The organism is Paenibacillus sp. J2L1-98, from assembly GCF_056269405.1.
In genome coordinates, this window is record NZ_JBWDNW010000004.1 from 37,707 (window position 1) to 63,787 (window position 26,081).

Sequence of the window (26,081 nt, forward strand, 5' to 3'; positions counted from 1 at the left end):
GCAGCAAGCGTGGTTGTATAACTTCAAAGGAGGACAAGGAGATGACCTATGAAGAAGTCATGCAGGAGCTGGAGCGTCTGGGGAACGAACAAACGAAAATGACTTTTCTGCGGCATGGGGCGATGGAGCCGGTCTTCGGAGTGAAAATCGGCGATTTAAAGAAGCTCGTGAAAGATGTGAAGAAGGATCAGGAGCTTGCGCTGAAGCTGTTCGAATCAGGGAATAGCGATGCGATGTACCTGGCAGGACTTACGGTCAATCCCAAAACCATTGCGAAGGAGACTCTGCAGCACTGGGTCAAGCAATCCAATTGGTACATGGTCGCTGAGTATACGGTAGCCGGGGTTGCTGCCGAAAGTCCATTTGCTCATGAGCTGGCGCTGGAATGGATCAATTCTCCCGAGGAAATGGTCGCGACCTGCGGCTGGAGTGTTTATGCGAATTATGTGTCGCTCACGCCGGACGAGCAGCTGGATTTGGAAGAAATAAGAGCATTGCTGAAGCGTGTGCAGGCTACCATCCACATGGAGAAGAACCGGGTCCGTTATACGATGAACAGCTTTGTCATTTCAACAGGCATTTATGTAGGGGAGCTGCGTGAGGAAGCAGAGGCTGCTGCGGCAAGCATCGGTAAGGTGCATGTTGACTTAGGCCATACAGCATGTAAAGTTCCTGCCGCAGGTGATTATATCCAGAAGGCCGTATCTATGGGCAAGACGGGCGTTAAGAAAAAAACGTGTATTTGCTAATAAAGGGAGCCGATTCCTTGCTAGACAACTGCTTATCCCGTTGACACGGCAACATAGAGAACCCAACCCGACAAAGCTACGATTAGCAAAAACGCTATTCCCCTCCAAAACATCTCTGGCAATCCCTCTTTTACTTACACGATTTTCATTCAATATGAAATCAGTATGCCTAAGGCAGCTTGGGAAATATACTTCTTCGATAACCTCCATAGCTGGAGGTTTATTTTTTTAACTTTTTGCTGGCAGCCGAGAATAACGAAACTTCGAATAAAACGGTAATATCAGGGAATCTTAATCGGGGGAATCTTTATCCAATTGGCCGCAAACGTTACCCGATTGAACAAACTGAGGCAGGTGATGCCATATGGAACGAAAAAAAGGAAGATTTAAGCTAGAGAAAATAATAGCGGAGTCTGAAACGACAATTAATGCAGAACTATTCGACAATTTGAATGAAAATGAAACAACCATAGAGCAAATTTTTTTGAATTGTACCGATCTGGTCGTGAAAAAGTTCTATTTATTCGACTCCTTCCCCTGCATGCTGGTCTACCTGGGCGTAATAGTTGACGCCACACAGCTGGAAGAAGGGATATTGAGACCGCTCTTGGCATTGGACCCTGCTGGCGCTGATCCCCCTTCTCAGCTTGTTGTGCAGTTGAATACAGGGTTGGTTCCTATGGGCAAAACGAAAATAGTAGAAAAACAGAATGAACTCGTTCAGCGGATCGTCAAGGGAGACGCCCTTCTATTCATTGAATCTTCAAGGCAGGCACTCTCTATCAGTGTGCAAAATTCATTGCACCGTGAGCTGCAGGAACCGAATATGGAGGCGGTTATCCGCGGTCCCCGGCTCGGTTTTATCGAGACACTCAGTATCAATATGGCCTTAATACGCCAACGAATCCGTTCGCCGCAGCTTAAGATAGAGAGGATAAGCATAGGAGAGGTCTCCCAAACCGATGTTGCGATCGTTTATATGGGTAATATGGCGCCTCAGACTATGATTGATGAAATAAGGAAGCGTATCTTAGGAATCGATATGGATAGCATTCTGAAATCGGGGTATCGAAGAAATGATAAGCGATCATCCCTATTCGCCGTTTCCGCTCATTCAATCGACCCAGCGGCCCGATTCGGTAACGGCTTCACTGATTGAAGGCAAGGTCGTTGTCTTAATTGACGGATCTCCGATGGCTCTGATTGCACCCATCACGATCTGGTACGGGTTTCAGACGGCCGAGGACTACTATATGAAATTTATTTTTGCAACGATGCTTCGATGGCTGCGGTATTTGTTTGCCTTTTTGTCGATGGCCCTGCCGTCCATATATGTTGCGGTTACGACTTTTCATCAGGAAATGCTCCCCACCAGCTTGGCTTTAAGCCTTGCAGCGGCGCGTGAAATAGTTCCGTTTCCGGCACTTATGGAGACGCTGATTATGGAGGTTACCTTTGAAGCGCTGCGGGAGGCGGGGGTTCGTCTTCCTCGTCCGGTAGGTCAGACGATCAGCATCGTCGGGGCGCTTGTTATCGGACAAGCCGCTGTTCAGGCTGGGATTATATCCGCCCCCATTATTATCATCGTATCCTTGACTGGGATTGCATCCTTTCTGATCCCGCACCCGGAGATGAGTCAGGCTATCAGCATTCTGCGTTTTCCATTGATTATTTCTGCCGGCACTTTCGGGTTGTACGGCGTCGGTGCCTCCATGATTGCGATATTGATCCATCTGGTTAATCTGCGCTCCTTCGGCGTCCCTTATTTGACGCCGCTCGCCCCGGTCAATTTCTCCGGATTAGAGGATGTATTGGCCAGAGCCCCTTGGCAGGTGATGCGAAAGCGGCAAGAATACGCCAAACAAAAAATGGAGTTGGAAAAAAAATGATGCTGACCCGAATGCTAGGCCGGTGCTTGTTTCTTTTCGTTTGTATGGGATTAGTCACAGGCTGCTGGGACAGCAGGGAGACGGATGATCTCGCATTGGTCATCGCCAGCGGCCTTGATATCACGGAGGACGGGCAGCTCGAAGGAACGCTTCAGATTGCGCTGCCCACGGGAATTCCCAGCAGTTTGCAAACCGGGGGGAAAGGCAAGGAGTCCGTCTTGATACTTACGGCCAAAGGCAAGGACGGAGTAGAAGTTTTATCCAAAATGCAGCAGCAATTGTCCCGGAAAATTTTTCTCGGCCTGGGTGCCGGTCGCGCTCCCGGTTAATATGATCGGTCTGCCTTTGCTTCTGCTCATCGTAGGGAAAATGAAACTAAGGAAACTCCGTACGCAGTCAAATGGAGATGCGTTTTGAGGGTGTATGCAAATAAGAATATTCGCGAACGACAATCAATGCTTGAAATGGATGATATCGATGCCAATATGATTATGGTTGGAGAGCGTACTATGTACTAAAATATAAAAGAGTTATGGACATTATTAGTTATTAACGATGCAAATTAGAAGCAATTGGGAAACGATTTGGGTAAGTGTAAGTTGGCGGGCATGTATGACGAGCTTCGCCTTAGAAAATAATAGGATGGCAATGAATAGAGAGGGTGGAATTTTCTGCAATGAGCAACCATGATGAGCGTAATTATTCGCCTTGGCAAAGCTACTATGGACCCAACCTTGGGTATGTGCAGGAGCAATACGAACGTTTCTTAACAGATCCTAATTCTGTTGAAGCAACGGTTCGCGAGCTGTTTGTACGTTTTGGAGCACCGCCGGCTGTATCTCTTGGAGTAACTCCGGGCGTCGCGGCAAAGCCAAGCGAGAAACAGGCTGCATCAACTGCAGCACCTGGTCCGATTGATTCAAATATGTTGAAAAAGGTTGTCGCTGCGCATAAGCTTATGCTGAACATACGCAGATACGGCCATTTAGCTGCGGATATTGATCCGCTGGGCTTTAGCCCCGTAGCGGACACTAAGCTGCTTGAGCCTGAAACATTCGGACTCACGCAAGCGGATTTGGCCTCTATTCCTGCTTCGCTCATTTGGGATAATGCGCCTGCTTCGATCTCCAATGGCTGGGAGGCAATAAGCCGCTTGAGAGAAATTTATTCTCGTTCGGCTGCATATGAATTTACACATATTCATGATGAGAATGAACGGAATTGGCTTCATAAGCAAGCGGAATCGGGAACATTCCCAGCGCCGCTTTCGCCAAGAGAGCGTTCCGCGCTGCTTGAGCGTCTTTTAGAGGTAGAGTTTTTCGAAAATTTCCTGCACCGTACTTTCGTTGGACAGAAGCGCTTCTCGATCGAGGGCGTAGATATGCTCGTACCGGTACTGGATGAAATCGTCCGCGCCGTCGCGCATGACGGTGCTAATCATATTCTTATGGGTATGGCGCATCGCGGCCGTCTAAACGTACTGGCGCATGTGCTGGGCAAGCCGTACGAGAAAATTTTCTCCGAGTTCCACCATGCACCGAACAAAGAACTTATTCCGTCGGAAGGATCCATGGGCCTTAACTATGGCTGGACTGGCGACGTGAAATACCATCTAGGCGCAGACCGGGCTGTAATTGAAGGCGAAACGATTCGTGCGAACCTTACTCTTGCCAACAACCCTAGCCACCTTGAATTCGTTAATCCGGTTGTCGAAGGCTTCACGCGGGCTGCACAAGAGGATCGCAGCAAGCCGGGTATGCCTAAGCAGGATCCGTCCAAAGCGGTTACGATCTGTGTTCACGGCGACGCCGCTTTCATCGGCGAAGGAATTGTTGCCGAGACGCTTAACTTCAATAAGCTGGAAGGCTACCACAATGGCGGTACATTGCATATTATCGCAAATAACCGGCTTGGCTTTACAACGAACAGCATCGATTCACGTTCGACGCATTATGCAAGTGATCTTGCGAAGGGCTTCGACATTCCGATCGTACACGTGAATGCGGATGAGCCGGAAGCTTGCTTGGCTGCAGTGCGCCTTGCTTGCGAATACCGTCTGCGTTACAATAAAGGCTTTGTAATCGATTTGATCGGTTACCGCCGCTTCGGCCACAATGAAATGGACGATCCGGAAGTAACGCAGCCGCTTATGTATTCGAAGGTTCGCAATCATCCGACCGTAAGCACACTTTACAGTGAGCAGCTGAAAGGCGAGAAAGCGATCACGGGTGAGCAGATAGAGGAATTGCGTCAGCGTACGAACGGTAAGCTGCAGGCTGCTTACGATGCCATGAAAGCGAATGAAGGACAGCCTCAGTTGAACGGCGAGCAGCAGAAGTCAGTGATTCCTGCTGCCGAGGAAGCGCGCACGGCTGTGCCGCTCGAGACGCTTCGCGACATTAACTTGGAGCTGCTTAACCGTCCGGAAGGCTTTACTGAATATACAAAGCTTCAACGTATTCTGCAGCGTAGAGCCTCAGCTTTGAACGATGGCGAGAAGGTCGATTGGGCGCATGCGGAGACACTCGCGTTCGCAACGATTCTCGCAGACGGTACACCAATTCGTCTAAGCGGTCAGGATTCGGAGCGCGGCACGTTCGCACATCGCCACATTATGCTGAACGATAACGCTAATGCAGCTAAGTTCTCGCCGCTGCACATCTTGCCGCAAGCGAAAGCATCCTTTGCCGTTCATAACAGCCCATTGTCGGAAACGGCAGTACTAGGCTTTGAATATGGCTATAACGTATTCGCACCTGAAACTTTCGTCATTTGGGAAGCGCAATACGGAGACTTCGCCAACGTTGCACAAGTTATTTTCGACCAATTCATCTCGGCTGGCCGTGCGAAATGGTCGCAAAAATCAGGTATCGTCATTTTGCTGCCGCATGGCTACGAAGGCCAAGGGCCGGAGCATTCCAGCGCTAGACTAGAGCGTTTCCTTCAGCTTTCCGCTGATAACAACTGGACGGTTGCCAACCTGACATCGTCCGCTCAATATTTCCACTTGCTGCGTAAGCAAGCATCGCTGCTTGGCACGGAGCAGGCTCGTCCGCTCGTTCTTATGGCACCTAAAAGCTTGATCCGCAATCCGCGCGTCGCTTCCCATGGCGTTGAATTCAGCGAAGGCTCATTCAAGCCGGTACTGCCGCAATTCAGCCTTACGGAGCCGAAGGATCAGAAAGATAAAGTGAAACGCTTGCTGCTTTGCACAGGTAAGGTAGCAGTCGATGTTGAAGAGGCGCTTGCTTCATCTAATGCAGACGATTACGAATGGCTGCGCGTTGCGAGAGTGGAGCAGCTTTATCCGTTCCCTCATGCAGAGATCGAGCGCATCGTGAAACAATACGATAAGCTGGAAGAAATCGTATGGCTGCAAGAAGAACCGCAAAACATGGGTTCGTGGAGCTTTATGGAGCCGCGCCTTCGCGCGTTGGCACCGAAGAAGGCAGCTGTCCGCTATGTAGGCAGACCTGATCGCTCCAGTACAGCAAGCGGACACCAAGAGGTTCATGCCGCAGAACAAAAATGGATTATCTCGACAGCTTTGAACGGCAAGCCAGTTGAAACAAGTTTGATTAGGGGGTAGTGACTAATGGCTGAAATTATAGTACCAGAATTAGGCGAGTCCATATCAGAGGGAACGATTACGAAATGGTTCGTGAAGGAAGGCGACTCCGTTAATCAAGGCGATGTCTTACTGGAGCTTGAAACGGATAAGGTTAACATTGAAATTAGCGCTGACAACAGCGGCGTTGTATCCCGCATTGCTAAACAAGACGGAGATGTGGTACTCGTCGGCGAAGCAATCGGTTCGATCGGCGAATCAGCGGGCGGCGCATCCGCACCTGCTGCTCCGGTGGCAGAGCCGGCAGCGGTTGCTGCTCCTGCGGCAGCGGCAGCTGCTCCAGCAGCGCCTGCTGCAAAGCCAGCTGCTCCTGTAAATGATGCGGCAGCTATCAATGCTTCACCAGCTGCCCGCAAACGCGCCCGCGAGCAAGGCATTGATCTTTCGCAAGCGCAAGGACAAGCTCCGGCACCGGCGCCTGCGGTAGCAACCCCGGTTAAATCCGCTCCGCTTACACAAGCTGAGCCTGCTAGCGTAAGCAAAGATGCGAAGCCGACAGAACGCAAACGGATGTCCCGCCGCCGGGTTACCATTGCTAACCGTCTCGTTGAAGCACAGCGTACAGCAGCGATGCTGACAACGTTCAATGAAGTCGACATGACTGCGATTCTTGATTTGCGCAAACGCCGCAAGCAAGCCTTCTTTGAGAAAAATGATGTGAACCTAGGGTTTATGTCGTTCTTCACGAAAGCGGTAGTTGGCGCGCTTAAAGCGTTCCCGCTGCTTAATGCAGAAATCGACGGCGAAGAAATCGTCGTTAAAAAGTTTTACGATATCGGTATTGCTGTATCTGCGAAGGAAGGGCTTGTCGTTCCGGTCGTTCGTGATGCAGAACGTCTCAGCTTTGCTGAAATTGAGAAAAACATTGTTGAGCTTGCAGGTAAAGCAAGAGCTAACACATTGTCGATCGCTGATCTTCAAGGCGGAAGCTTCACCATCACAAATGGCGGTGTATTCGGCTCCTTGCTGTCGACGCCGATTCTTAACACGCCGCAGGTTGGTATTCTCGGCATGCACAAAATTCAAATCCGTCCGGTAGCTATCGATGACGTGCGTATGGAAAATCGTCCGATGATGTATATCGCATTGTCTTACGACCACCGTATCGTAGACGGCAGCGAAGCAGTTCGCTTCCTCGTTACGGTCAAGGCGCTTCTGGAAGATCCGGAAGCACTTCTTCTCGAAGGCTAATAACAAATATTATGATCGGGACTGCCCTTGAAGTAGAATATTCTACTTCAAAGGCAGTCCTTTTTTTTTCGGATATTAAGCGATTGTTATGCTTATACAGGCTTACTTCTCAAGCGGTAACGATATTTTTACATATAAATTTAATAGCAGGAGCAGGAAGAAGGCTGGCGATGTTGAAAGTAAACAATCAGATAAAGCAAAGCTATTTGTTTGAATGAGGTGAGAAGTGAGAATGGAAATAGTTGGTGTTGGCGAATTAAGAGAAAGTGAAGAGAGGTATCAGCATCTGGTTCACATGCTGCCAGATGGGCTAATTGTATTGTCCGAAGGTCATATTGTATTTGCTAACTTTGCTTTCTTGAACATGATAGGTGTGAACAAGCAGGAAGAAATCATTGCGCAGCCGATACACAAGTTCGTTCATTCCGATTATTTGGAGCAGTTCTCCACAAATATCCGCTATTTAATTCGAGAAGCTAATCCTTCTAATTTCATATATTTCAAGCTGATTCGATTGGATCAAGAGACGGTTGAAGTTGAACTGAGAGCGGTTGCAGTGAAATTTGACGGCAAACCTGCTATACAGCTTATTATTCATGACATATCCAATCAGAAACGAATGGAAGCATCCTTAAACGAGAAGGATTATTTATACAAAAGTTTGATGGAAAGCGTTGTTGCAGGCGTATTCGTTGTGCAAAATTATAATATCGTTTATACCAATCCTTATTTAGCCGAGATGTTTGGCTACAAGGAGGATGAACTGCTCTCGCTCTCTCCGATCGATTTGATGACTGAAGAAGAAATCATCAAGATCAGAAATGAAGTGATGAACGGCAGAGTAATTGGGCGCGACCAATTTCCGCTTAAGTTTAAAGGGGTGAAAAAAAACGGAAGCGTCATTTATTTGGAGGGCAACAGCTCGATCATTATGTTCAACGGGCTGCCGTCCTTGCTTGGAACGGTGCAGGACGTTACCTTTAAGCAAGAAAAGGAGAAGACACTCAGGGACAGCGCGAAGCTTTATCAGAAAATGATCAAATTCGTTCCCGAGCCGATTATGCTGAGCGACCAAGGCATCATCCTTTACGTGAACAAGCTGGCCATGCAGGTGTTCGGAATAGCCGAGGATACCCAGATCATCGGCAGAAGCGTGTTTGAATTTATTCACCCGAACGATCATGATTCGCTGATGGAAACGATGGAGAGCATTATGTCCTCGGATGAACCGACGCCGTTTCAAGAGCGGGTCATTATACGTCCGGACGGACAATATTTGGATGTGGAGTTATCGTGCATTCGGATTAACAATTATTTGGGCAAAGATGTTATGCTCACTGTCATTCGAGATTTAACGGATCGCAAACAATCGGAGGAATTGCTCATTCGTTCCGAGAAGCTGTCGGCTATTGGACAGCTTGCAGCGGGAGTCGCGCATGAAATTCGCAATCCGCTGACGGCGCTCAAGGGCTTTACGCAGCTGCTTAGCGCTAAATATCCGGAGCAGCCGCACTATTTTACGATTATGGCCAATGAAATTGACCGTATTTCGCTTATCGTAAATGAGTTCATGACGCTGGCAAAGCCGCATTTCTCACATTTTCACAACGAGCCGCTCGAGCCTATTCTGCAAAGCGTAATATCTATATTGGAAACGCAAGCTATTTTGCTCAATGTGGAATTAAAGGTATGTTACGATCACACGAGGCCGTCGGTATACTGTAACGTTGATCAGCTGAAGCAGGTATTTTTGAATATTATAAAAAACGCGCTCGAGGCGATGCCGCAGGGCGGCGAGGTTGTTTTAACGGTTACGACGATGGAGGACGGGTACGTTCATATCCGGATTAAGGACGGCGGTCCCGGCATACCGGAGGAGCTGATTAAAAGGATCGGAGAGCCATTCGTGACGACGAAGGAAAAAGGGACCGGCCTCGGGATTATGATCAGCACGCGTATTATTGAAGCGCACAAGGGTACGCTTCAACTTAGCAGCGTGGTCAATGAAGGAACTGTAGTCGAAATCAAATTGCCGATACAGGAGGAAAGCTTAGGGTGAAACATAAGCTTTATCGCCGGCTGCTGCGGTCAATCGTTTGCGCTTGTGATGAAGCGTGAAATAGATAACGGAAGAAAAGGCAATAATAAAGGCACAAACCATGTACATAACGCTGTAGCCGTAGCTTGAAGCTAGCGAGCCCAGCGTGTAGGAACCGATGCCGTAACCAAGATCGAACAGCAAATAGAACGTCGCAGTAGCAAGTCCTCTGCGGTGAGTCGGAGCTGCAAGCACCGCTATCGTCTGAAAGCAAGGCAGCAAAGCGCCATAGCCAAGGCCGATTACCGCTCCGGATATAAGCAGCAGTACAGGTGAATCGGCGTGACTGAGCAGCAGCATGCCGATGGCGAATATGGCGATGCTCGGGTAGACGATGACATGCTCGCCTACCTGATCAAGCAATTTGCCGACAATAGGGCGCGGCAAGACGATCATGATACCGAAACAGACGAAGAAGTAGCTGGCATATTGATCAATGGCTTGCTCATGAGCGTATACGGACATAAATGTCACTAAGCCGCTGTAAGCGAATGCGACAACAAAGCCGCTAAACGCGATTGGAACGGCTTTCCGTTCTACAAGATCACGCCAATCCAGTTTTCTTTTGCGCTTCAATGACTTAGGCTCAGCGCTAACGGCGGAGGATAACGGTATGCTGGCTTGGCGTTTGGTCGATGCGCCCAGCACAAATGAAATTAACGAGCATGCCGCGCATAATGTGAACATTGCCGTATAGCCGCCATAATTCGTAATCGTTAAGCCGACGAACGGCCCGATAACCATGGCTAAGCTCATAAACAAGCTGAAATAGCTAATGCCTTCCCCTTTGCGATGTTCTGGAATAATGCCGATTGCGGTCGTATTTGTGGAGGTTGTTGCGATAGCGAAGGTGCCGCCGTGCAAAAAACGAACAAGCAGCAGCATGGCATAGCCGAAAACGCCAAAGTAAGCAACGGAAAATAATAAAAATAGCAGTAATGAAATAACGACTATTTTACGCTCACCGAACTGGTTCATAAGCTGGCCGGCAAAGGGCCGGAGCAATACGGCGGCGATGACAAATACAGTCATGGACAAGCCGGCTTGCGTATCGGAGCCTCCGAGTCCATTCGTTACATAAACCGATAATGCTGTTGCCAGCGTATAAAAAGAAAAAAATAGAAAAAAGCTGCTTAAACATATTTTAATGAAGTCTGCGCTCCATAACTTGTTGGTATTCATTGCCTATTCCCCTCTCTGAAGACGGCCTTGCCGTTACCTACTGAAGCTGCTCCGCATTTTTGTTTATTTTTTCCATAAAACGTTTGAATGCTTCAATTTCATCCTCCGTTACATCCGTTAAAATATGCGTGACAAAAGCAGCCTCTACCGGCGCAAGCGAACGAGCACTCGTTCTGCCGCTTTCCGTTACATAAAGAAGCTGCGATCTTCGATCGCTTGGATTCGCGACGCGCCGAACGAGCGCCTTCCGCTCCAGCTGATCGACTAGCCTTGTAATGTTAGCGGGGTCTTTGTCGGTGCGCTGCGCCAAATCTTTATGGGTAATTCCGTCATGCCCGTCCAAACACATAAGCAGCGACCATTGCTCGGGTGTAACGTCATGATCTTGAAAAAGCTGCTGCAGCCGCTGGTTTAATCTGCGTCCTGTATTGCTGATGACATAGCCTACTGATTGCTTGAATTCCATGTGTTCACCTGTTTTCTTCAATTTAGTTGATATAACAATAATACGCTTATCAACTAAAAGGGTCAACTGCTCCAATCCATGAATTAGGATTGGAGATGATTACATGCCGGCGGGGTGGAGTTGATGCTGCTTGCGATATTGCTCAGGGGTGTGATCGGTATGCAGCTTAAAGGCGCGGCTAAAATGAGAGGGATGTTTAAAGCCGACCTCGTAGCCGACTTCGGTTATCGGCTGATCGCCGTCGATTAGCTCGATTTTGGCCTGGTAAATTCTACGCTGCATCAGAAATTGGAAGATCGTGATGCCGGTAACCTCTTTGAACGTTTTGGCTAAATAATATTTGCTTAGATGCAGCTCCGTCTGAATGCTCTCTAATGATATCTCTTCTTTGTAGTGGCGCTCCATATAGGAGATGACCGACTGCACGTGCTGCTCCTTGGATGACGGAAAGGTTGGTTTAGCTTTAAGCGGCTTCTGGCAAAGCTGATTGATCAAAATAAGAAAGTCGAGCAGCCGCGCCTGAAAGCGCTGTTGTGAAAAGGCGTCCCGCTGCACGTAAAGCTGCTCCAGCTTGAGAAGCGTCTCTTCAACCTCAGCTTTCTCTGGGCCGCGAAGCTGTAATCTTACATTATGCAGCTTCTTAAAGGGCTCGAGCAGGTCATCAGCAAACGGCGGCTGAATAAATTGCTTAAAGTAAAACGGGTCGAAATGAAGGGTGGAGCGGTGGTATTTCTCGCTCGGGTCGACATGCGCCCGGTGCAGGGTCATACCGTGCATGAGGAGCATGTCGCCGGGCTCCAGCACGTGGATGCTGTCATTTATGAGATAGTTCACTTTCCCGCCATGAAAATAATAAATTTCATAATGAAAATGGGTATGGTAAGGGATTTGAGCGTTAAAGTCAGAGCTCGTTCCTATCGTAAAAGGCAAGCTAATTTGGTGCTGTGTGCTCATCATTTTGCCTCCACTCGTGAATAACCTCATTATACACCAACCACAGTCAAATAAAAGGGCAAACAGGATAATGCGAATGAAGCCGGCCGGGTCTCGAAGTGCTACCATAAAGGTAAGTTCAAAAGACTTCATAAACAGCTATATTCACTTTCAAATAAAGGGGCGGGATCCTAATGCAGAGCGTTCGTTTAGGTATTATCGGGCTAGGAAATATGGGCAAGGGACATATCGGTTACTTATTAAAGGGCGAAGTAAGCGGCGTCAAAGTAACGGCAGTCAGCGATAGCATGCAAGCGAATCTCCAGTGGGCCAAAGAAACGCTTGGCGATCAAGTAGGCTTATATGCCGATCCGTATGAGATGATGGATTCCGGTCTGGTAGACAGCGTACTAATCGCGACGCCTCATTTCTCGCATCCAGAGCTTGCAATCGCTTGCTTTGAACGCGGGCTGCATGTGCTTTGCGAGAAGCCGGCTGGCGTTTACACGAAGCAGGTTCGCCAGATGAACGAAGCGGGCAGCAAAGCGAATGTGAAATTCAGCATGATGTACAACCAGCGTACAAATCCGCTGTACGTGAAGCTGAAGGAATTGATCGATGCCGGTGAGCTTGGCGAAGTGAAACGGACCAATTGGATTATTACGAACTGGTACCGCTCTCAAAGCTATTATGATTCGGGCACATGGCGGGCGACTTGGGCGGGGGAAGGCGGCGGCGTCTTGCTTAACCAGGATCCGCATCAGCTTGACTTGTGGCAGTGGACAATCAGTATGATGCCGAAGCGCGTCCGTGCTTTCTGTTATTTCGGCAAGCACCGCAATATTGAGGTTGAGGATGACGTGACAGCTTTTGTGGAATACGAGAATGGCGCAACCGGCGTATTCGTTACGACGACTGGCGAAGCGCCCGGAACGAACCGGCTTGAAATAAGCGGCGACCGGGGCAAAATCGTGATCGAAAACAATACGCTGACTTTTTGGAGGCTGCGCGTGCCTGAGTCTGAATTTAATAGAGATTTCACCGGAGGCTTCGGCGAGCCGGAATGTTGGAAATGCGAAATTCCAGTCAAGGGCAGCTATCCGGACCATAAAGGAATTACGCAAAACTGGGTGAATGCGATTTTGTTCGACGAGCCTTTGATTGCTCCCGGCGAGGAAGGCATCAAAGGGCTAATGCTTTCTAATGCAATGCTCCTGTCCACTTGGACAGACGGCTGGGTTGACCTGCCGATCGATGAGGAGTTATTCCATCACTATTTGCAAGAGCGGATCGCAAACTCCGCTTATCAGAAGGAGGAGTAGGACGAATGAGTAAAGCAGACGGCATGAAGTATGCGCCAAAGGGAAAACCGAATAAAGTGGTTGAGGCCGGACAATTCGTTATCGCAGCGGTTAGCCTTGATCATGGACATATTTATGGAATGTGCAATGGGCTCGTGGAAGCGGGCGCGACTTTAAAATGGGTGTATGATCCCGATCCTGCTAAGGTGGAAGCATTCGTTCGTCAATATCCGCAGGTGCAGGCGGCTGACTCGGAAGAGCAGGTGCTCTCCGATTCTGAGGTGCAGCTCGTGGCGGCTGCCGCTATTACCTCTGAACGGGGACCGCTCGGCGTACGCGTTATGCGCAGCGGCAAGCATTATTTTACGGATAAGGCGCCATTTACGACGCTTGAGCAGCTGGCGGACGCTCGTACAGCTTTCGCGGAGACGGGGAAAAAATATGCCGTTTACTACAGTGAGCGGCTGCATGTGGAAAGTGCTGTTTTTGCAGGCCAATTGATAGAGCAGGGTGCGATTGGACGTGTCGTGCAGGTTATCGGACTTGGTCCGCATCGCTTGAATGCAGCAGCGCGGCCGGCATGGTTTTTCGAGAAGGAAAAGTACGGCGGCATCCTTTGCGATATCGGATCGCATCAAATCGAACAGTTTCTGTATTTTACAGGAAATAGCAATGCAAGCGTCGTGAACAGCAAGGTCGCCAATTATGCGAATAAAGACTACCCGGAGCTTGAGGATTTTGGCGATATGACGGTTGTGGGAGATAACGGGGCTACCGGCTACTTCCGTGTCGATTGGCTGACGCCAAGCGGTCTAGGCACTTGGGGCGACGGCCGGATGACCATTCTCGGGACGGAAGGCTACATCGAGCTGCGAAAATATATCGATATTGCTAGAGACAAGGAAGGCGATCAGCTCTATTTGGTAAACGCGGACGGCGAGCAGCATATGCAGCTTGGCGGCAAGGTCGGCTTTCCTTATTTTGGCCAGCTGATACTCGATTGCCTGAACGGCACGGAGCTTGCTATGACGCAGGAGCATACCTTCAAAGCGGCAGAGCTGTCGCTGCTGGCTCAGAAGCATGCAATGAGAGTGGAGTAAGCGCAGCCCTTGAAGGCATTTATAAGGAATTAGAAGATTAAGGAAGGGAGCTGTTTTCATGGTCGATGACCATGAACAGCTCTTTTTTTGCAGGTAAGGAATGGATACAGCCCGCAAACGAATGCTACTCAAAGGCTGTAAGCGCAAATGTGTGCTAACAGCCTCTTTTCGTGTTTTCTCAAACGCCGATGCCGTGCTGTAAGCAAATAAAAAACTAGAGGAACATTGAAGGAGATAAGATAGAGAAATATAATGATTATTTGTAATCGTTACGATCTTGACGAAAGAAAATGATGTTGATATACTAGACAAAGCGTAATTATTACTATTAGTCGGTGAAACCGGCTTTTTTTAATCAGAGATAATCGTAATTATTACGTTCTGAAAAGGTGTTGAATAGAATAGAATTGAGGTGCTACTGTGACAGTGAACAAAATTCCGGTAACCGTATTAAGCGGCTATTTGGGCGCAGGCAAGACCACGATTATGAATCATGTATTGAACAATCGCGACGGTCTTAAGGTCGCCGTCATCGTAAATGATTTGAGCGAATTGAATATTGATGCCTCTCTAATAAAGGATGGGGGCGGCTTATCCCGGACGGACGAGAAGCTAGTTGAAATGTCCAATGGCTGCATCTGCTGCACGCTGCGGGAGGACTTGCTGAAGGAAGTAGAGAAACTGGCGAAGGAAAACCGGTTTGATTACATATTGATTGAATCGACTGGCGTCGGCGAGCCGGTTCCCGTCGCTCAGACCTTTACTTATATCGATGAAGAGCAAGGCATCGATCTGACACAATTTTGCAAGCTCGATTGTATGGTCACGGTCGTGGATGCTTACCGTTTCTGGCATGACTACTCCTCCGGCGAAACATTATTGGAGCGCAGTCAGGCTGTCGACGAAGGGGATACCCGTGAGGTTGTCGATTTGCTTATTGACCAAATCGAGTTTTGCGACGTGCTTATTTTGAATAAATGCGATCTTGTCGGCGAAGAAGAATTGGCAGAGCTTGAGGGCGTGCTCCGAACACTGCAGCCGCGCGCCAAATTCATTCGCACCTCCAAAGGAGAAGTGGATCCGGAGGAGATTTTGAACACATCGCTGTTCGACTTCGACGAGGCTAGTCAATCGGCGGGCTGGATTAAAGAAATGGCGGCTCCCTCTCATACGCCGGAAACGGAAGAATACGGCATATCCTCATTCGTTTATGAACGGGTCAAGCCATTTCATCCAGAGCGGCTAATGAAATGGATGCAGGAATGGCCGGAGGAAATCGTCCGGGCGAAGGGCATGGTATGGCTTGCGACACGCAATAATTACGCGCAAAGCTTAAGCCAGGCCGGTCCTTCCATTCAATTCGGGCCAGCCGGTCAGTGGGCAGCTGCCTTGACTGAAGCGGAGCGCGAGGCTGTGCTGCAGGAGGACACCGAGCTTGCCGGCTTATGGCATGAGGAATACGGCGACCGTATCAACAAAATCGTATTTATCGGAATCGAAATGAATCGAACGAAGTTGATCGACTCGCTCGACAGCTGCTTACTAAGCGATAATGAGCTAACGCAGGATTGGAGCGAGTTCACGGATTTTTTCCCAAATGCATCGAATGAGCAGTTGGAATCTTATGTTCATTGATGCAGAAAATTTTTTAGGAGGTGAATGAAGTGAGAGTAATCGTGACGCTTGCTTGTACAGAGACGGGTGACCGTAACTATACAACGACAAAAAACAAACGAACGACGCCTGAGCGGTTGGAAGTTAAAAAATACAGCCCGCGGCTCAAACGGGTTACGGTCCACAGAGAAACGAGATAACACAACGACGAGACGATTGGACGAAAACATCCAGTCGTTTTTTTCCAGAGAGGGAGTAATCGATTGAAAGCATTATTGAATTCGAAAAAATATCTGGCCGTTCTACTGGCAGTAGTATTGCTAAGTGCAGGAGCGCTTGCTGCATGCGGCAATAATGAAATTCCAAATGAAGCAGCGCAAGGACGCGCAGCGGAAGCGGAGAAGCAGGTAACAGTCATTCGCAACTTTAAATCAGCAAGCTTGGATCCGCATAACAGCTGGGAAACGCTGCGTGCCGGAATTGTGGAGACGCTGGTTCGCATGGATGAGAATTTAGAGGTAAAGCCATGGCTTGCTGAGAAATGGGAAGCGGCGGACGACGTAACCTGGGTGTTTACGATTCGCGAGGGCGTGACGTTCCATGATGGTACGAGGCTTGATGCTGCGGCGGTTAAAGCCTCGTTCGAACGGGGCATTGCTGCAAGCAAGGTGCTTGCGGGCTCCTTGAAAATCGCGTCGATGGAGGCAAAGGGAAATGAGCTGAAAATCGTGACGAGCGAGCCGCATCCCGCTTTACCGTCGGAGCTGGTGAACCCGTACGCATCCATAATGAGCGTTGCAGCGGAAGAGGTGATGGGGACAGAAGCGTTCAACCATGCTCCTGTCGGTACCGGTCCCTTCCAAGTCGTAAAATTCATACCCAATATTGAAGCTGAACTGGAACGTTATGACGGTTATTGGGATGGAAAAGCCAAAGTGAATAAGGTTATTTATAAATTTAACGAAGACAGTAACGTAAGGGCGCTGGCGCTGCAATCGAAGGAAGCGGATATCGTTTATTCGGTTCCATCCGAGACGGTAGACAGCATTGAGCAGGATAAGGATCTTCATGTGGATTCGATTGCCGGATTACGCGTTCATTATTTGCTCTACAACCAACAGAAGCCCTTCTTGCAAAATATTAAAATACGACAAGCGGTCGACCTGCTTCTGAATCGCGAGAGCGCAGCGAAGGAGATCATGCTTGGAAACGGAACACCGGCGAGTGGTCCATTCAACTCCAGCCTGCCTTTCGGCAGCAAGGAAGGCGTTCGGCCCTCAGATGCAAAGGCTGCGCAAAAGCTGCTTGAGGAAGCGGGCTATAAACTAAACGGCTCCGGCAAGCTGGAGAAGGACGGCAAAGAGCTGACACTAGAGCTTGCTACTTACAGCGCCCGTCCTGAGCTTCCGCTAATCGCTCAGCTGCTGCAATCCGATGCGGCTAAGATAGGTGTTACGATCCATATTTCAACGGTAGAAAATGCAGATACATATATTCGCGAAAATAAAGAGTGGGATATCGTTACATACAGCAGCTTGTCAGCTCCGCGCGGCGATGGCGGCTATTTCCTGAATTCTGCTTTCATGCCCGGCGGATCGTTGAACGGTACGGACTATGAGAACGACTCGATTATTGATGCGGTGAAGAAGCTGAATGCAACGAGTGACACGGCAGAGAGGGCCAAGCTAACGCAAGCGGCCGTGAAGGCCGTTATGGACGCTGTCCCGCATTCCTATGTCATTTATCCGAATCTTATCGTTGGCATGAACAACCGTGTTACCGGCTGGGAGCCGGGTCCGGAGGAATATTATATTATTACGAATCAGTTGGATGTGAAGTGAGATGCTGCATGTCGTCAAAAAACGTGTGCTGCAGCTCGTATCCGTACTCTTCTTTTTGTCGCTGCTCACTTTCATACTAATGAAGCTGGCGCCAGGTGATTCCGTTTTTCTGATGCTCGAGGCTGACACCGCAGCCGTGACGCAGGCGGATGAAGAAGAACTGCGGAGGGAGCTTGGTTTCGATAAGCCGGTAATTGTGCAATATGGCATGTGGCTGCTGCAAGTGGTGCAATTTGATTTGGGTTATTCGTATATGAAGGGCAAACCGGTGCTTGATGAGATCATGTACCGGCTGCCTGCAACCTTGCAGCTCACGGCGGGAGGTTTAATCGTCATGCTGCTCATTGCGGTGCCGCTCGGAACGTTGTCCGCTAAATATCGCGGAAAATGGCCCGATCACGTAAGCCGTATCTTCGCATTGACTGGAGCCTCGGTGCCGCTGTTCTGGCTCGGGCTCCTGCTTATCTATTTGTTCGCTTACAAGCTTCACTGGCTTCCGATGATGGGCAAAGGAACTTTTAAACAAATGATACTCCCGTCACTTACTTTAGGAATTGGCCTGTCGGCCGAATATTCGCGTTTACTTCGAGCGGGGCTGCTGGAGAGCATGTCTGAGCCATATATTCGCGCTGCCCGAGCAAGAGGCATCCCGGAATGGCGTGTATTGTCGCTGCATGCGATGCGTGCCGCCATGCTGCCGGTCATAACCGTATGCGGGATGAGCATCGGCAGCTTGCTTGCGGGCTCTGTCGTTACAGAGACGCTCTACTCTTGGCCGGGACTTGGTACGATGGCGGTATCGGCTATTTTCGAACGGGATTATCCGATTGTGCAAGGCTTCGTATTGCTGATGGGAATGGTTGTTGTAGGAGTGAATCTACTCGTTGACTTAAGCTACGGGCTCCTTGACCCGCGAATCCGTATTCGAAAGGGGGAGCTGTCATGAGGACGGTCATTACAGGTTTGATTTGCTCCAAAGCTGGCAGGAAGCGGTGGAGCCGCTTCCGCAGAAGTCGGCAGACAACAGTTGGTATTTCTATCCTTTCGGTTATGGTGCTGCTCGCATTCATAGGACCGCTTATGGTGCAGAATGATCCGCTTACCGTCAATATGTCTGAACGTTTGCTGGCGCCAAGCTGGCAGTATCCGCTCGGTACCGACCATTTAGGCAGATGTCTGTTCTCCAGACTGGCCGCGGGCGCTCAAACTACATTAGGCATAGCAGCGCTGGCTTTAGCAGCCGTCATGATCATTGGGATTCCCATAGGGCTGCTGGCGGGCTACAAGCGCGGCCGGGCGGATGCCGTACTGATGCGAATGGTTGATGCGATTGGCGCATTTCCCGATTTTATTATGGCGATCGCTTTTACCGGCTTTCTTGGTCCCAGCCTGACCAATTTGATGCTGTCGATCATACTGGTCAATTGGATTGGCTACGCCCGTGTTGTTCGAAGCATTGTATTATCCGAGCGCGAGAAGGAATATGTGCTTGCGGCGCGTGCCGCAGGCTGCAGCGGCTGGACGATTATTCGGCGGCATTTGCTGCCGAATATCATTTCGCCGGTCATCGTGCTCGCAGCGCTCGACATTGGAAAAATTATTTTAATCATTGCTTCATTATCGTATGTCGGATTAGGCGCACAGCCGCCGTCTCCGGAGTGGGGTGCGATGCTGAATGACGGAAGGCCATACTTTCAAGCCAATCCGTCGCTCATGATCTATCCGGGACTCGCGATTATGCTCGTTGTTATTTCTTGCAATTTGATTAGCGAGGGCGTGCGCGACCGGCTTGATGATAAAAGCATTTAAACAGGCAGCGGGGGTGAAAAGTAATGAATCAAGCGGCTGGTATAAGCATTAAACGGGAAGCCCCGATCGTGTCGATTGAGCCTGTGCTTCAGCTCGAAAACTTGTATATTTGTGCGGACAAAGGCAAGGAGCATCGCCTGCTCGTTAAGGATTTGTCATTGGTTATCCGGCCGGGCGAAACTTTCGCGTTAGTAGGCGAGAGCGGAAGCGGAAAAAGCGTGACTGCAAGCGCGGTAATCGGCTTGCTTCCTCCTAATCTTCAAGTGACGGAAGGCCGTATTTTGCTTAGCGGCGAGGACATCGGCAGGTTGCCGGATAAGAAAAGAAGAGAGCTGCGCGGGAGCAAAATCGGGTTTGTATTCCAAGATTATCAAAGCAGCTTTACACCCTTTATTAAATTAGGCGCGCAATTGATAGAGACGCTGCGCAGCCACCGCAGCTGCTCACGCAAGGAAGCGAAGCAAGCCGCGTTAGAGTGGCTTGAGCAAGCGGGCTTACCGGCGGAGCGGGTCTTTGAAAGCTATCCGTTCCAGCTTAGCGGCGGACAGCTCCAGCGCGCAGCTATGGCATCAGCTATGATGCTGGAGCCTGCTCTGCTCATAGCAGATGAGCCGACGACGGCGCTGGATGTGCTGGCAGGCGAGCGCGTGCTCGGCTTGCTTGCCAAGCTGCAAGCGAAGACGGCATGCGCCGTATTGCTTATCTCGCATGACCTGCGGCATGTGATGAAGCGGGCTGATACGGTGGCCGTTATGAGACATGGACAGCTCCTCGAACAGAATCGCGCAGATAAAATGGTAAGAGATGCGAGCCATCCGTATACGAGAATGCTGCTCGAGGCGAAACCGGATTTGGTGGAGCTTGAACGAATGCATCAGAGCACGCTGTCTGCGGAGGCTTAATTTGCGAAATCGGAGGAGGGAAGTTCATGACACCGCTTCTAACGGTTCATGGTATAAATAAAACATATAAGGAAATGGGAAGAAGCGTGCATGCCTTGCGGGATGTATCCCTCTCTATTAATAGCGGCGAATGTGTAGGCGTCGTTGGGGAAAGCGGCAGCGGCAAAAGCACGCTCGTCCGGCTGCTGCTTGCGCTCGAGCAGCCTGACAGCGGCGAGTCTCTGCTGGACGGCGTCCCGATGCTCTCCTTAAAGGGAAAGAAGCTGCGCGAGATGCGGCAGCATATGCAGGTTGTGTTTCAGGACCCGTCATCCGCATTGAACCAAAGGCTTCCGATTTGGCGTTCCATTATGGAGCCGCTGGATAATTTCAAGCATGTGCTGCCAGCCTTCTTGGCGGATGTACGTCATTCCCGATTAGAAACGGCGAAAAAACTGCTGGAGATGGTCGGCTTGCAGGCAAACCATCTGGAGCGGTACCCGTATGAGCTGAGCGGCGGGCAAAAACAGCGCGTTGCTATAGCGCGCGGCATAAGCCTGGGACCCAAGCTGCTCATTTGCGATGAACCGACCTCCAGCCTTGATGTATCGGTGCAAGCTCAAATGCTGAAGCTTCTCACGGAATTAAAGCGTGAGCTTGGTATGGCATATCTCTTCATCTCGCATGATATTACGGCTGTAAGCATGATGAGCGACCGCTTTATCGTGATGAAGGAAGGCCGAATCGTGGATCGTTTCTCCCGCGGACAGCTGCTGGGCGAGGAGCGCCACGAGTACACCAAGCAGCTGCTCGCTGCGGCAACTTAGCTGCCCGGGCGATAGGGGCTGTCTCAGGAGAAAGGCTCCGGAGGCAGCTGCTTTTTTTGTGTACGGGCATGAAACAGCGAAAGCTGTATGAACAGTAATAACTAGGAGGGCGTATGCAGCTTCCGGACTCAGGTATGGGGGGCGTTTGTATGGATTTTATAGCGCGATGTGCAAGAAGCCGAGGTGAGGGCGCAGTTGTGAAGCAGAAAACTTTAAGCCCAGGCTGCGAATGTTCCAGGCTGCAGAAATCAATAAAAAGCTTTTGCTCAAGGTAAAATGAGATGCGTGACATTAGCAATTGACAGCTCTTTAGATCATTGGTAACATATGCCCATAAACACGTGTTTATTGAAAGGGGGGCTCTGATTGAGCAGGGAAATAAACAGCACGGAAATCGCCAAGTTAGCTGGAGTTTCCAGAAGCACGGTCAGCCGCGTAATCAATAATTATGCCAATGTCCCCGAGAAGACGAAGCAAAAAGTAATGAAGGTCATTCAGCAATACAATTATTTCCCTAACCTATCCGCTCAAGTGCTGGCAGGCAAGCGCACGCGAACGATTGGTTTATTTATGATCGATTCCGGCCGTGTATCCGGCGACAGCATCTCGAGCTTGCTGCTTGCACGGATTATTGAAAGCGCTTCTTCTCATGGTTATTACGTGCTGACACATATCGTTCGGGATATGAGAGAGCTGGAAGAGACCCGCACGATTAAGGAAAGCTTCTTTCAGCGAAGAATTGACGGAGGCGTATTTATTGGAGCAGCGAATCATGAGCCGCTCATTGAGGAGCTTATAGCTGAAGGATTTATGGTGGCGATCGTCGATCAGCACTTACCGGGCCGTTCCGAACCCAACCGCATTGTGTTTAACTTTGACAACGAAACGGGCGTAGGTCACGCAGTCGATTATTTAGTGAGCTTGGGACATGAAAAAATCGGCATGATCAACGGCGATATGAACAGATACTCCGGGCCGTCCAAGTGGAGAGGCTTTCAAGCTGCGATGTCTCGACATCATCTGCCGCTCGTTCAGCAATGGATGCTGCCGGGTGATTTTAATGAGGAGAGCGGCTATAAGGCAATTAAGAAATTTATGAAATCCAGGGCGGAGCTTCCGACAGCGATATTTGCAGCAAACGATAGTGTAGCTTTCGGAGCCATCCGGGCGTTGAAGGAATCGGGTGTTCTCGTGCCGCAGCAAATATCGGTCATCGGCTTCGATGACCATATTTTAAGTGCCCACTATAGTCCGGCATTAACGACGATCCGGATTGATTTTGCTGATATGATGGACAAATTGACCAAAACATTGATTTCAAAAATCGAGAATGGCGCCGATTCATTCCATCAGGTTGCCGTAGGAACGGAGCTCGTTGTACGTGATTCCTGTCAAAGGGTGGCTACACAAACTTAGCCGATTGCAAGCTGAAGTTCGGAGAGTTCTTTGATTATTCACTAATCCGAAGGATTTAGTCAGGCTTATCAGTATCTCCTCCTCCGCATGGCAATTTGTGTTTCGGCAACTAATTCGATTTTATCGAACTAATTCATGCTTGTATTTGAAAATAACGTATTAAGTTTGATTTTGCATAACTAAATAGCGCTTTTCTGACCGGACGTTTTAAAACTTGCGTTTAAGTTTGCATAATCGAACTAATGTACGCGGTACAGTGAAAGATCATAAATTAGTTATTCAAAATCGAACTAAAGTATGCGGTATAACAAAGGGTTCTATATTTGTTACTTAAAATCGAATTAATGAGCTCGGTGGAGCAGCGGGAGCGGTTTGAAGAGTTACTTAAAAAGCGTATTTCAGGATTAGAGTGATGAGCAGAAGTCGTTACATAGTCATTAGCGCTTCGTTAAGTTTGGGGCGGCAGGTTGAGCCGGAACAGGCTGTTATTATTTTTTTTATACAAAATAAACGCGTGTTCATGGAAGTGTCGGCGTTTTTATTTTGAGAGGGGGGATGCGAATGTAGGAGGTGTGATCTTATAAATTGGGGAGCATGAGAAGGCGCAATTGCTTTTGCAGCATATATGACATTCGATATCGATAAAAACAACCTAAGGGAGTCGATAAGCTTGGACAATAATATACTTGGAACACGGACGATTACTCAAATTGGACTGTTAGTTAACGATATAGATGAAACCTCACAAGCTTATGCGGACTTTTTCGGGGTGGAGAAGCCAGGCTGGTTCTGGACAGATACGGTAGACAAGGCGCAAACGGAATATAACGGGGAATCGTCGCCGGCCCGCGCTAAGCTTGCCTTTTTCGACATGGGCTCCCTGCAGCTTGAGCTCATTGAGCCGGATAAGCATCCGAGCACATGGAGAGAGCATCTTGACAAGCATGGGGAAGGCCCGCATCATATTGCCTTCGTCGTCGACGGTATGAAAGAGAAGGTTGCATCGATGGAGAAGAACGGTATGGCGTTAGTCCAAAAAGGAGAGTACACCGGCGGACGATATGCTTACATGGATACATTTAAGCAGTTGAAAATGATGCTGGAGCTGCTTGAGAACGATAAGGAATAGCGGATTATTTCAGTTACAATAAGCTGCACAATACAGATCTCGACAGGAGGAGTAAGCTGCATGAACATATTGATTACAGGTGCGAATCGAGGCTTGGGCCTGGCTCTTGCTGCAGAATCGTGTGAGCGGGGACACCATGTACTGGCTGGTGTCCGCGGCCCGGGCTCTGCTGCTGAGGGCTTGCAGGAGCTGCTCGCGAAGTTTATCGGACAATTAACGATACTGCCACTGGATGTCGCGGATGAGAACTCGGTCCGTTATGCTTGTGAGCAAGTGAAAAACCGAACTCGCAGTCTTGACGCCATTATTAACAGCGCGGCGATATTGCTCGGGAGAGACCAAAAGCTGGAGCAGCTTGACATGGAACAGGTGGAGCAATCCTTCCAGACGAATTTATTCGGCCCGATCGTGGTGCTCAAGCATTTCTTGCCGCTGCTTCGCCTAGGAGAGCGGCAAAGTATTATCAATATTAGCTCGGAAGCGGGCAGCTTTGCAGGCGCTTATGGCGGTGATTATTCCTACGCGCTCTCAAAATCCGCTCTGAATATGTTCTCCGCACAGCTTCGCCGCGAGCTGGCGCCGCAAGGAATAGTCGTTCATGCGCTTCATCCGGGCTGGATCAGAACGGATATGGGCGGCGAGCAGGCACCGGGCGATGCGACGGTATCCGCTGCCGGCATATTGAATATCGTGGAGCGGAAAACGGAGTCAGACGCGCTGTTTATTGATCATCGGGGCGCTCCTATGAAAGTATAAGGCACTCATGAGAAGAGAGAGATTGATAGCTGCGCCGGGTCATGCTCCCGACGCCTTCATTTTATTCGCTGAGGACGGGGTTTTCTCCCTAGCACAGCCGGAAACGAACTGGATGGAAAAAAGCTGCCCGGCAAGGTCTTAGTAGACCGAGCCAGGCAGCTCTTTTTTTCTGATTATAGATATACAGCTTTGCCGGTTTTTGATGATTCATAGATCGCTTCAAGAATTTGCGAAACGACGAAGGCCTGCTCCGGTTTAACGACAGGATCGGTATCCTCGTCGATGGCTTTCAGCCACAATCTCATTTCGAGATCGGCGTCGCTTTCGGTTTTGCCATCGTAGAAGGCAACTCCGCCTGCATTCAAATCAACTTTCGTCATATACAAACGGCTGTGCTGCTCGCCATTAATGCGAAGGCCATCCTTCATGTCCGCGCCGCCTTCTGTTCCAGACAACGTACACTTGGCTTCGTCAACTTCAAGCGTGTTGAGCGCCCAACTGGATTCCAGCACGATCGTAGCGCCGTTTTCCATGACGATCATTCCGAATGCGGAATCCTCGACCGTGAACTTTGCCGGGTCCCAAGGTCCCCAAGCGTTTGCGGCGTTTTCGCGCTGCGAAAGCTTATGGTACGAAGTGCCAAGCACGACCTTCGGCTTGTAGTTGTCAAGCATCCACAGCGTCAGATCAAGCGCGTGCGTGCCGATATCGATAAGCGGTCCGCCGCCTTGCTTCTCCTCATCTAGGAAAACGCCCCAAGTCGGCACCGCGCGGCGGCGAATCGCATGCGCTTTCGCGTAATAAATGTCGCCAAGTTCGCCAGCCTCGCATATCTTCTTCAAATGCTGGCTGTCCGGACGGAAGCGGTTGTTGTAGCCGACGGTAAGTTTCTTGCCCGTACGGCGGGCAGCATCCAACATGCGCTGAGCATCGAATGCGGTTTTGGCCATTGGTTTCTCGCTCATGACATGCTTGCCGGCTTCAAGCGCAGCGATTGCAATATCCGCGTGCGAGTCGTTAGGCGTACAGACGTGGACGATTTCGATTGAGGAATCGGTCAGCAGCTCTGTATAATCCGTGTATACGCTTGCGTCTTCTGTACCGTATAAGCCGGCTGCTTCAATAGCGCGCTGCTCGATAATATCGCAGAACGCAACGATTTCAACGTTATCCAGTTTCTTTAGGCTTGGCAGATGCTTGCCGTTTGCAATACCGCCACAGCCGATAATCGCGAGTTTATACATTTTTTTGGACATGTTTAAAAGCCTCCT

21 protein-coding genes and 1 pseudogene are annotated in these 26,081 nt (G+C 49.6%); 18 read left to right on the plus strand and 4 right to left on the minus strand.

From position 1 onward, the window contains the following. The first annotated feature begins 41 nt into the window (after positions 1 to 41). From AC0YNZ_RS10355 to AC0YNZ_RS10380, 6 genes and pseudogenes are all read left to right on the plus strand, one after another. Entirely contained in the window at positions 42 to 749 is a 708-nt protein-coding gene (locus AC0YNZ_RS10355) for a DNA alkylation repair protein (RefSeq protein WP_475826526.1), read from the plus strand. A gap of 364 nt (positions 750 to 1,113) precedes the next feature. Continuing rightward, positions 1,114 to 2,638 (plus strand): annotated as a pseudogene (locus AC0YNZ_RS10360) (spore germination protein). Next, positions 2,635 to 2,967 carry a Ger(x)C family spore germination protein gene (locus tag AC0YNZ_RS10365; RefSeq protein WP_475826527.1) on the plus strand — a complete coding sequence of 111 codons (333 nt, stop codon included), beginning with the start codon at positions 2,635 to 2,637 and terminating at the stop codon, positions 2,965 to 2,967. The pseudogene AC0YNZ_RS10360 and the gene AC0YNZ_RS10365 overlap by 4 nt, the downstream one beginning before the upstream one ends. Before the next feature lie 347 nt (positions 2,968 to 3,314). Continuing rightward, positions 3,315 to 6,227, plus strand: coding sequence for a 2-oxoglutarate dehydrogenase E1 component (locus tag AC0YNZ_RS10370; protein WP_475826528.1), 2,913 nt, complete (start codon positions 3,315 to 3,317; stop codon positions 6,225 to 6,227). A 6-nt stretch (positions 6,228 to 6,233) separates the two neighbouring features. Beyond that, positions 6,234 to 7,457, plus strand: a complete 1,224-nt coding sequence (gene odhB, locus AC0YNZ_RS10375; RefSeq protein ID WP_475826529.1) for a 2-oxoglutarate dehydrogenase complex dihydrolipoyllysine-residue succinyltransferase — start codon at positions 6,234 to 6,236, stop codon at positions 7,455 to 7,457. A 232-nt stretch (positions 7,458 to 7,689) separates the two neighbouring features. Then, the gene (locus AC0YNZ_RS10380; protein WP_475826530.1) at positions 7,690 to 9,516 is read left to right on the plus strand and encodes a PAS domain S-box protein; all 1,827 of its coding nucleotides are present in this window, start codon (positions 7,690 to 7,692) and stop codon (positions 9,514 to 9,516) included. Here AC0YNZ_RS10380 and AC0YNZ_RS10385 read toward each other — a convergent pair. The 3 genes from AC0YNZ_RS10385 to AC0YNZ_RS10395 all read right to left on the minus strand — a co-directional run bounded on the left by AC0YNZ_RS10385 (position 9,508) and on the right by AC0YNZ_RS10395 (position 12,160). Further along, positions 9,508 to 10,737, minus strand: coding sequence for an MFS transporter (locus AC0YNZ_RS10385; protein WP_475826531.1), 1,230 nt, complete (start codon positions 10,735 to 10,737; stop codon positions 9,508 to 9,510). The two genes, AC0YNZ_RS10380 and AC0YNZ_RS10385, sit on opposite strands and share 9 nt — an antisense overlap. Positions 10,738 to 10,774: 37 nt before the next feature. Continuing rightward, complete coding sequence (locus AC0YNZ_RS10390; protein WP_475826532.1) at positions 10,775 to 11,203, minus strand: MarR family winged helix-turn-helix transcriptional regulator; 429 nt, start codon at positions 11,201 to 11,203, stop codon at positions 10,775 to 10,777. Between the two features lie 99 nt (positions 11,204 to 11,302). Then, entirely contained in the window at positions 11,303 to 12,160 is an 858-nt protein-coding gene (locus AC0YNZ_RS10395; protein WP_475826533.1) for a helix-turn-helix transcriptional regulator, read from the minus strand. Between the two features lie 170 nt (positions 12,161 to 12,330). On the opposite strand from AC0YNZ_RS10395, the gene AC0YNZ_RS10400 reads away from it, so the two are divergent. The 12 genes from AC0YNZ_RS10400 (at position 12,331) to AC0YNZ_RS10455 (ending at position 24,810) form a co-directional block, all read left to right on the plus strand. Next, positions 12,331 to 13,458, plus strand: a complete 1,128-nt coding sequence (locus tag AC0YNZ_RS10400; RefSeq protein WP_475826534.1) for a Gfo/Idh/MocA family protein — start codon at positions 12,331 to 12,333, stop codon at positions 13,456 to 13,458. 5 nt (positions 13,459 to 13,463) lie between these two features. Further along, positions 13,464 to 14,537, plus strand: coding sequence for a Gfo/Idh/MocA family protein (locus AC0YNZ_RS10405; protein ID WP_475826535.1), 1,074 nt, complete (start codon positions 13,464 to 13,466; stop codon positions 14,535 to 14,537). A 420-nt stretch (positions 14,538 to 14,957) separates the two neighbouring features. Then, positions 14,958 to 16,172 (plus strand): GTP-binding protein, encoded by a 1,215-nt coding sequence (locus AC0YNZ_RS10410; protein ID WP_475826536.1) that lies wholly within the window; start codon positions 14,958 to 14,960, stop codon positions 16,170 to 16,172. Between the two features lie 29 nt (positions 16,173 to 16,201). Continuing rightward, the gene (rpmG, locus tag AC0YNZ_RS10415) at positions 16,202 to 16,351 is read left to right on the plus strand and encodes a 50S ribosomal protein L33 (RefSeq protein WP_053377650.1); all 150 of its coding nucleotides are present in this window, start codon (positions 16,202 to 16,204) and stop codon (positions 16,349 to 16,351) included. Between the two features lie 63 nt (positions 16,352 to 16,414). Further along, positions 16,415 to 17,992, plus strand: a complete 1,578-nt coding sequence (nikA, locus tag AC0YNZ_RS10420) for a nickel ABC transporter substrate-binding protein (protein ID WP_475826537.1) — start codon at positions 16,415 to 16,417, stop codon at positions 17,990 to 17,992. Between the two features lies 1 nt (position 17,993). Continuing rightward, the gene (gene nikB, locus AC0YNZ_RS10425; RefSeq protein WP_475826538.1) at positions 17,994 to 18,938 is read left to right on the plus strand and encodes a nickel ABC transporter permease; all 945 of its coding nucleotides are present in this window, start codon (positions 17,994 to 17,996) and stop codon (positions 18,936 to 18,938) included. Next, positions 18,935 to 19,801 (plus strand): nickel transporter permease, encoded by an 867-nt coding sequence (gene nikC / locus AC0YNZ_RS10430; protein ID WP_475826539.1) that lies wholly within the window; start codon positions 18,935 to 18,937, stop codon positions 19,799 to 19,801. Before nikB ends, nikC begins: the two co-directional genes overlap by 4 nt. Positions 19,802 to 19,824: 23 nt before the next feature. Continuing rightward, on the plus strand, positions 19,825 to 20,703 hold the full coding sequence (locus AC0YNZ_RS10435; protein WP_475826540.1) for an ATP-binding cassette domain-containing protein: 879 nt from the start codon (positions 19,825 to 19,827) through the stop codon (positions 20,701 to 20,703). Positions 20,704 to 20,729: 26 nt separating this feature from the next. After that, a complete protein-coding gene (locus AC0YNZ_RS10440; RefSeq protein ID WP_475826541.1) occupies positions 20,730 to 21,509 on the plus strand; it encodes an ABC transporter ATP-binding protein in 780 nt (259 codons plus the stop codon). Between the two features lie 366 nt (positions 21,510 to 21,875). After that, a complete protein-coding gene (locus AC0YNZ_RS10445) occupies positions 21,876 to 22,925 on the plus strand; it encodes a LacI family DNA-binding transcriptional regulator (protein ID WP_475826542.1) in 1,050 nt (349 codons plus the stop codon). Positions 22,926 to 23,595: 670 nt separating this feature from the next. Then, positions 23,596 to 24,054: a VOC family protein gene (locus AC0YNZ_RS10450; RefSeq protein WP_475826543.1), complete on the plus strand. Its 459-nt coding sequence runs from the start codon at positions 23,596 to 23,598 to the stop codon at positions 24,052 to 24,054. A 60-nt stretch (positions 24,055 to 24,114) separates the two neighbouring features. Then, positions 24,115 to 24,810 carry an SDR family oxidoreductase gene (locus tag AC0YNZ_RS10455; protein ID WP_475826544.1) on the plus strand — a complete coding sequence of 232 codons (696 nt, stop codon included), beginning with the start codon at positions 24,115 to 24,117 and terminating at the stop codon, positions 24,808 to 24,810. Positions 24,811 to 24,983: 173 nt separating this feature from the next. Here AC0YNZ_RS10455 and AC0YNZ_RS10460 read toward each other — a convergent pair whose 3' ends face one another. Next, on the minus strand, positions 24,984 to 26,066 hold the full coding sequence (locus tag AC0YNZ_RS10460) for a Gfo/Idh/MocA family protein (protein ID WP_475826545.1): 1,083 nt from the start codon (positions 26,064 to 26,066) through the stop codon (positions 24,984 to 24,986). Positions 26,067 to 26,081: the final 15 nt, after the last annotated feature.

Bases quoted from the DNA above. Each gene is read 5' to 3' on its own strand.
- AC0YNZ_RS10355 (WP_475826526.1), top strand. From the start codon at position 42: ATGACCTATGAAGAAGTCATGCAGGAGCTGGAGCGTCTGGGGAACGAA.
- AC0YNZ_RS10365 (WP_475826527.1), top strand. From the start codon at position 2,635: ATGATGCTGACCCGAATGCTAGGCCGGTGCTTGTTTCTTTTCGTTTGT.
- AC0YNZ_RS10370 (WP_475826528.1), top strand. From the start codon at position 3,315: ATGAGCAACCATGATGAGCGTAATTATTCGCCTTGGCAAAGCTACTAT.
- odhB (WP_475826529.1), top strand. From the start codon at position 6,234: ATGGCTGAAATTATAGTACCAGAATTAGGCGAGTCCATATCAGAGGGA.
- AC0YNZ_RS10380 (WP_475826530.1), top strand. From the start codon at position 7,690: ATGGAAATAGTTGGTGTTGGCGAATTAAGAGAAAGTGAAGAGAGGTAT.
- AC0YNZ_RS10385 (WP_475826531.1), bottom strand. From the start codon at position 10,737: ATGAATACCAACAAGTTATGGAGCGCAGACTTCATTAAAATATGTTTA.
- AC0YNZ_RS10390 (WP_475826532.1), bottom strand. From the start codon at position 11,203: ATGGAATTCAAGCAATCAGTAGGCTATGTCATCAGCAATACAGGACGC.
- AC0YNZ_RS10395 (WP_475826533.1), bottom strand. From the start codon at position 12,160: ATGATGAGCACACAGCACCAAATTAGCTTGCCTTTTACGATAGGAACG.
- AC0YNZ_RS10400 (WP_475826534.1), top strand. From the start codon at position 12,331: ATGCAGAGCGTTCGTTTAGGTATTATCGGGCTAGGAAATATGGGCAAG.
- AC0YNZ_RS10405 (WP_475826535.1), top strand. From the start codon at position 13,464: ATGAGTAAAGCAGACGGCATGAAGTATGCGCCAAAGGGAAAACCGAAT.
- nikB (WP_475826538.1), top strand. From the start codon at position 17,994: ATGCTGCATGTCGTCAAAAAACGTGTGCTGCAGCTCGTATCCGTACTC.
- nikC (WP_475826539.1), top strand. From the start codon at position 18,935: ATGAGGACGGTCATTACAGGTTTGATTTGCTCCAAAGCTGGCAGGAAG.
- AC0YNZ_RS10435 (WP_475826540.1), top strand. From the start codon at position 19,825: ATGAATCAAGCGGCTGGTATAAGCATTAAACGGGAAGCCCCGATCGTG.
- AC0YNZ_RS10440 (WP_475826541.1), top strand. From the start codon at position 20,730: ATGACACCGCTTCTAACGGTTCATGGTATAAATAAAACATATAAGGAA.
- AC0YNZ_RS10455 (WP_475826544.1), top strand. From the start codon at position 24,115: ATGAACATATTGATTACAGGTGCGAATCGAGGCTTGGGCCTGGCTCTT.
- AC0YNZ_RS10460 (WP_475826545.1), bottom strand. From the start codon at position 26,066: ATGTCCAAAAAAATGTATAAACTCGCGATTATCGGCTGTGGCGGTATT.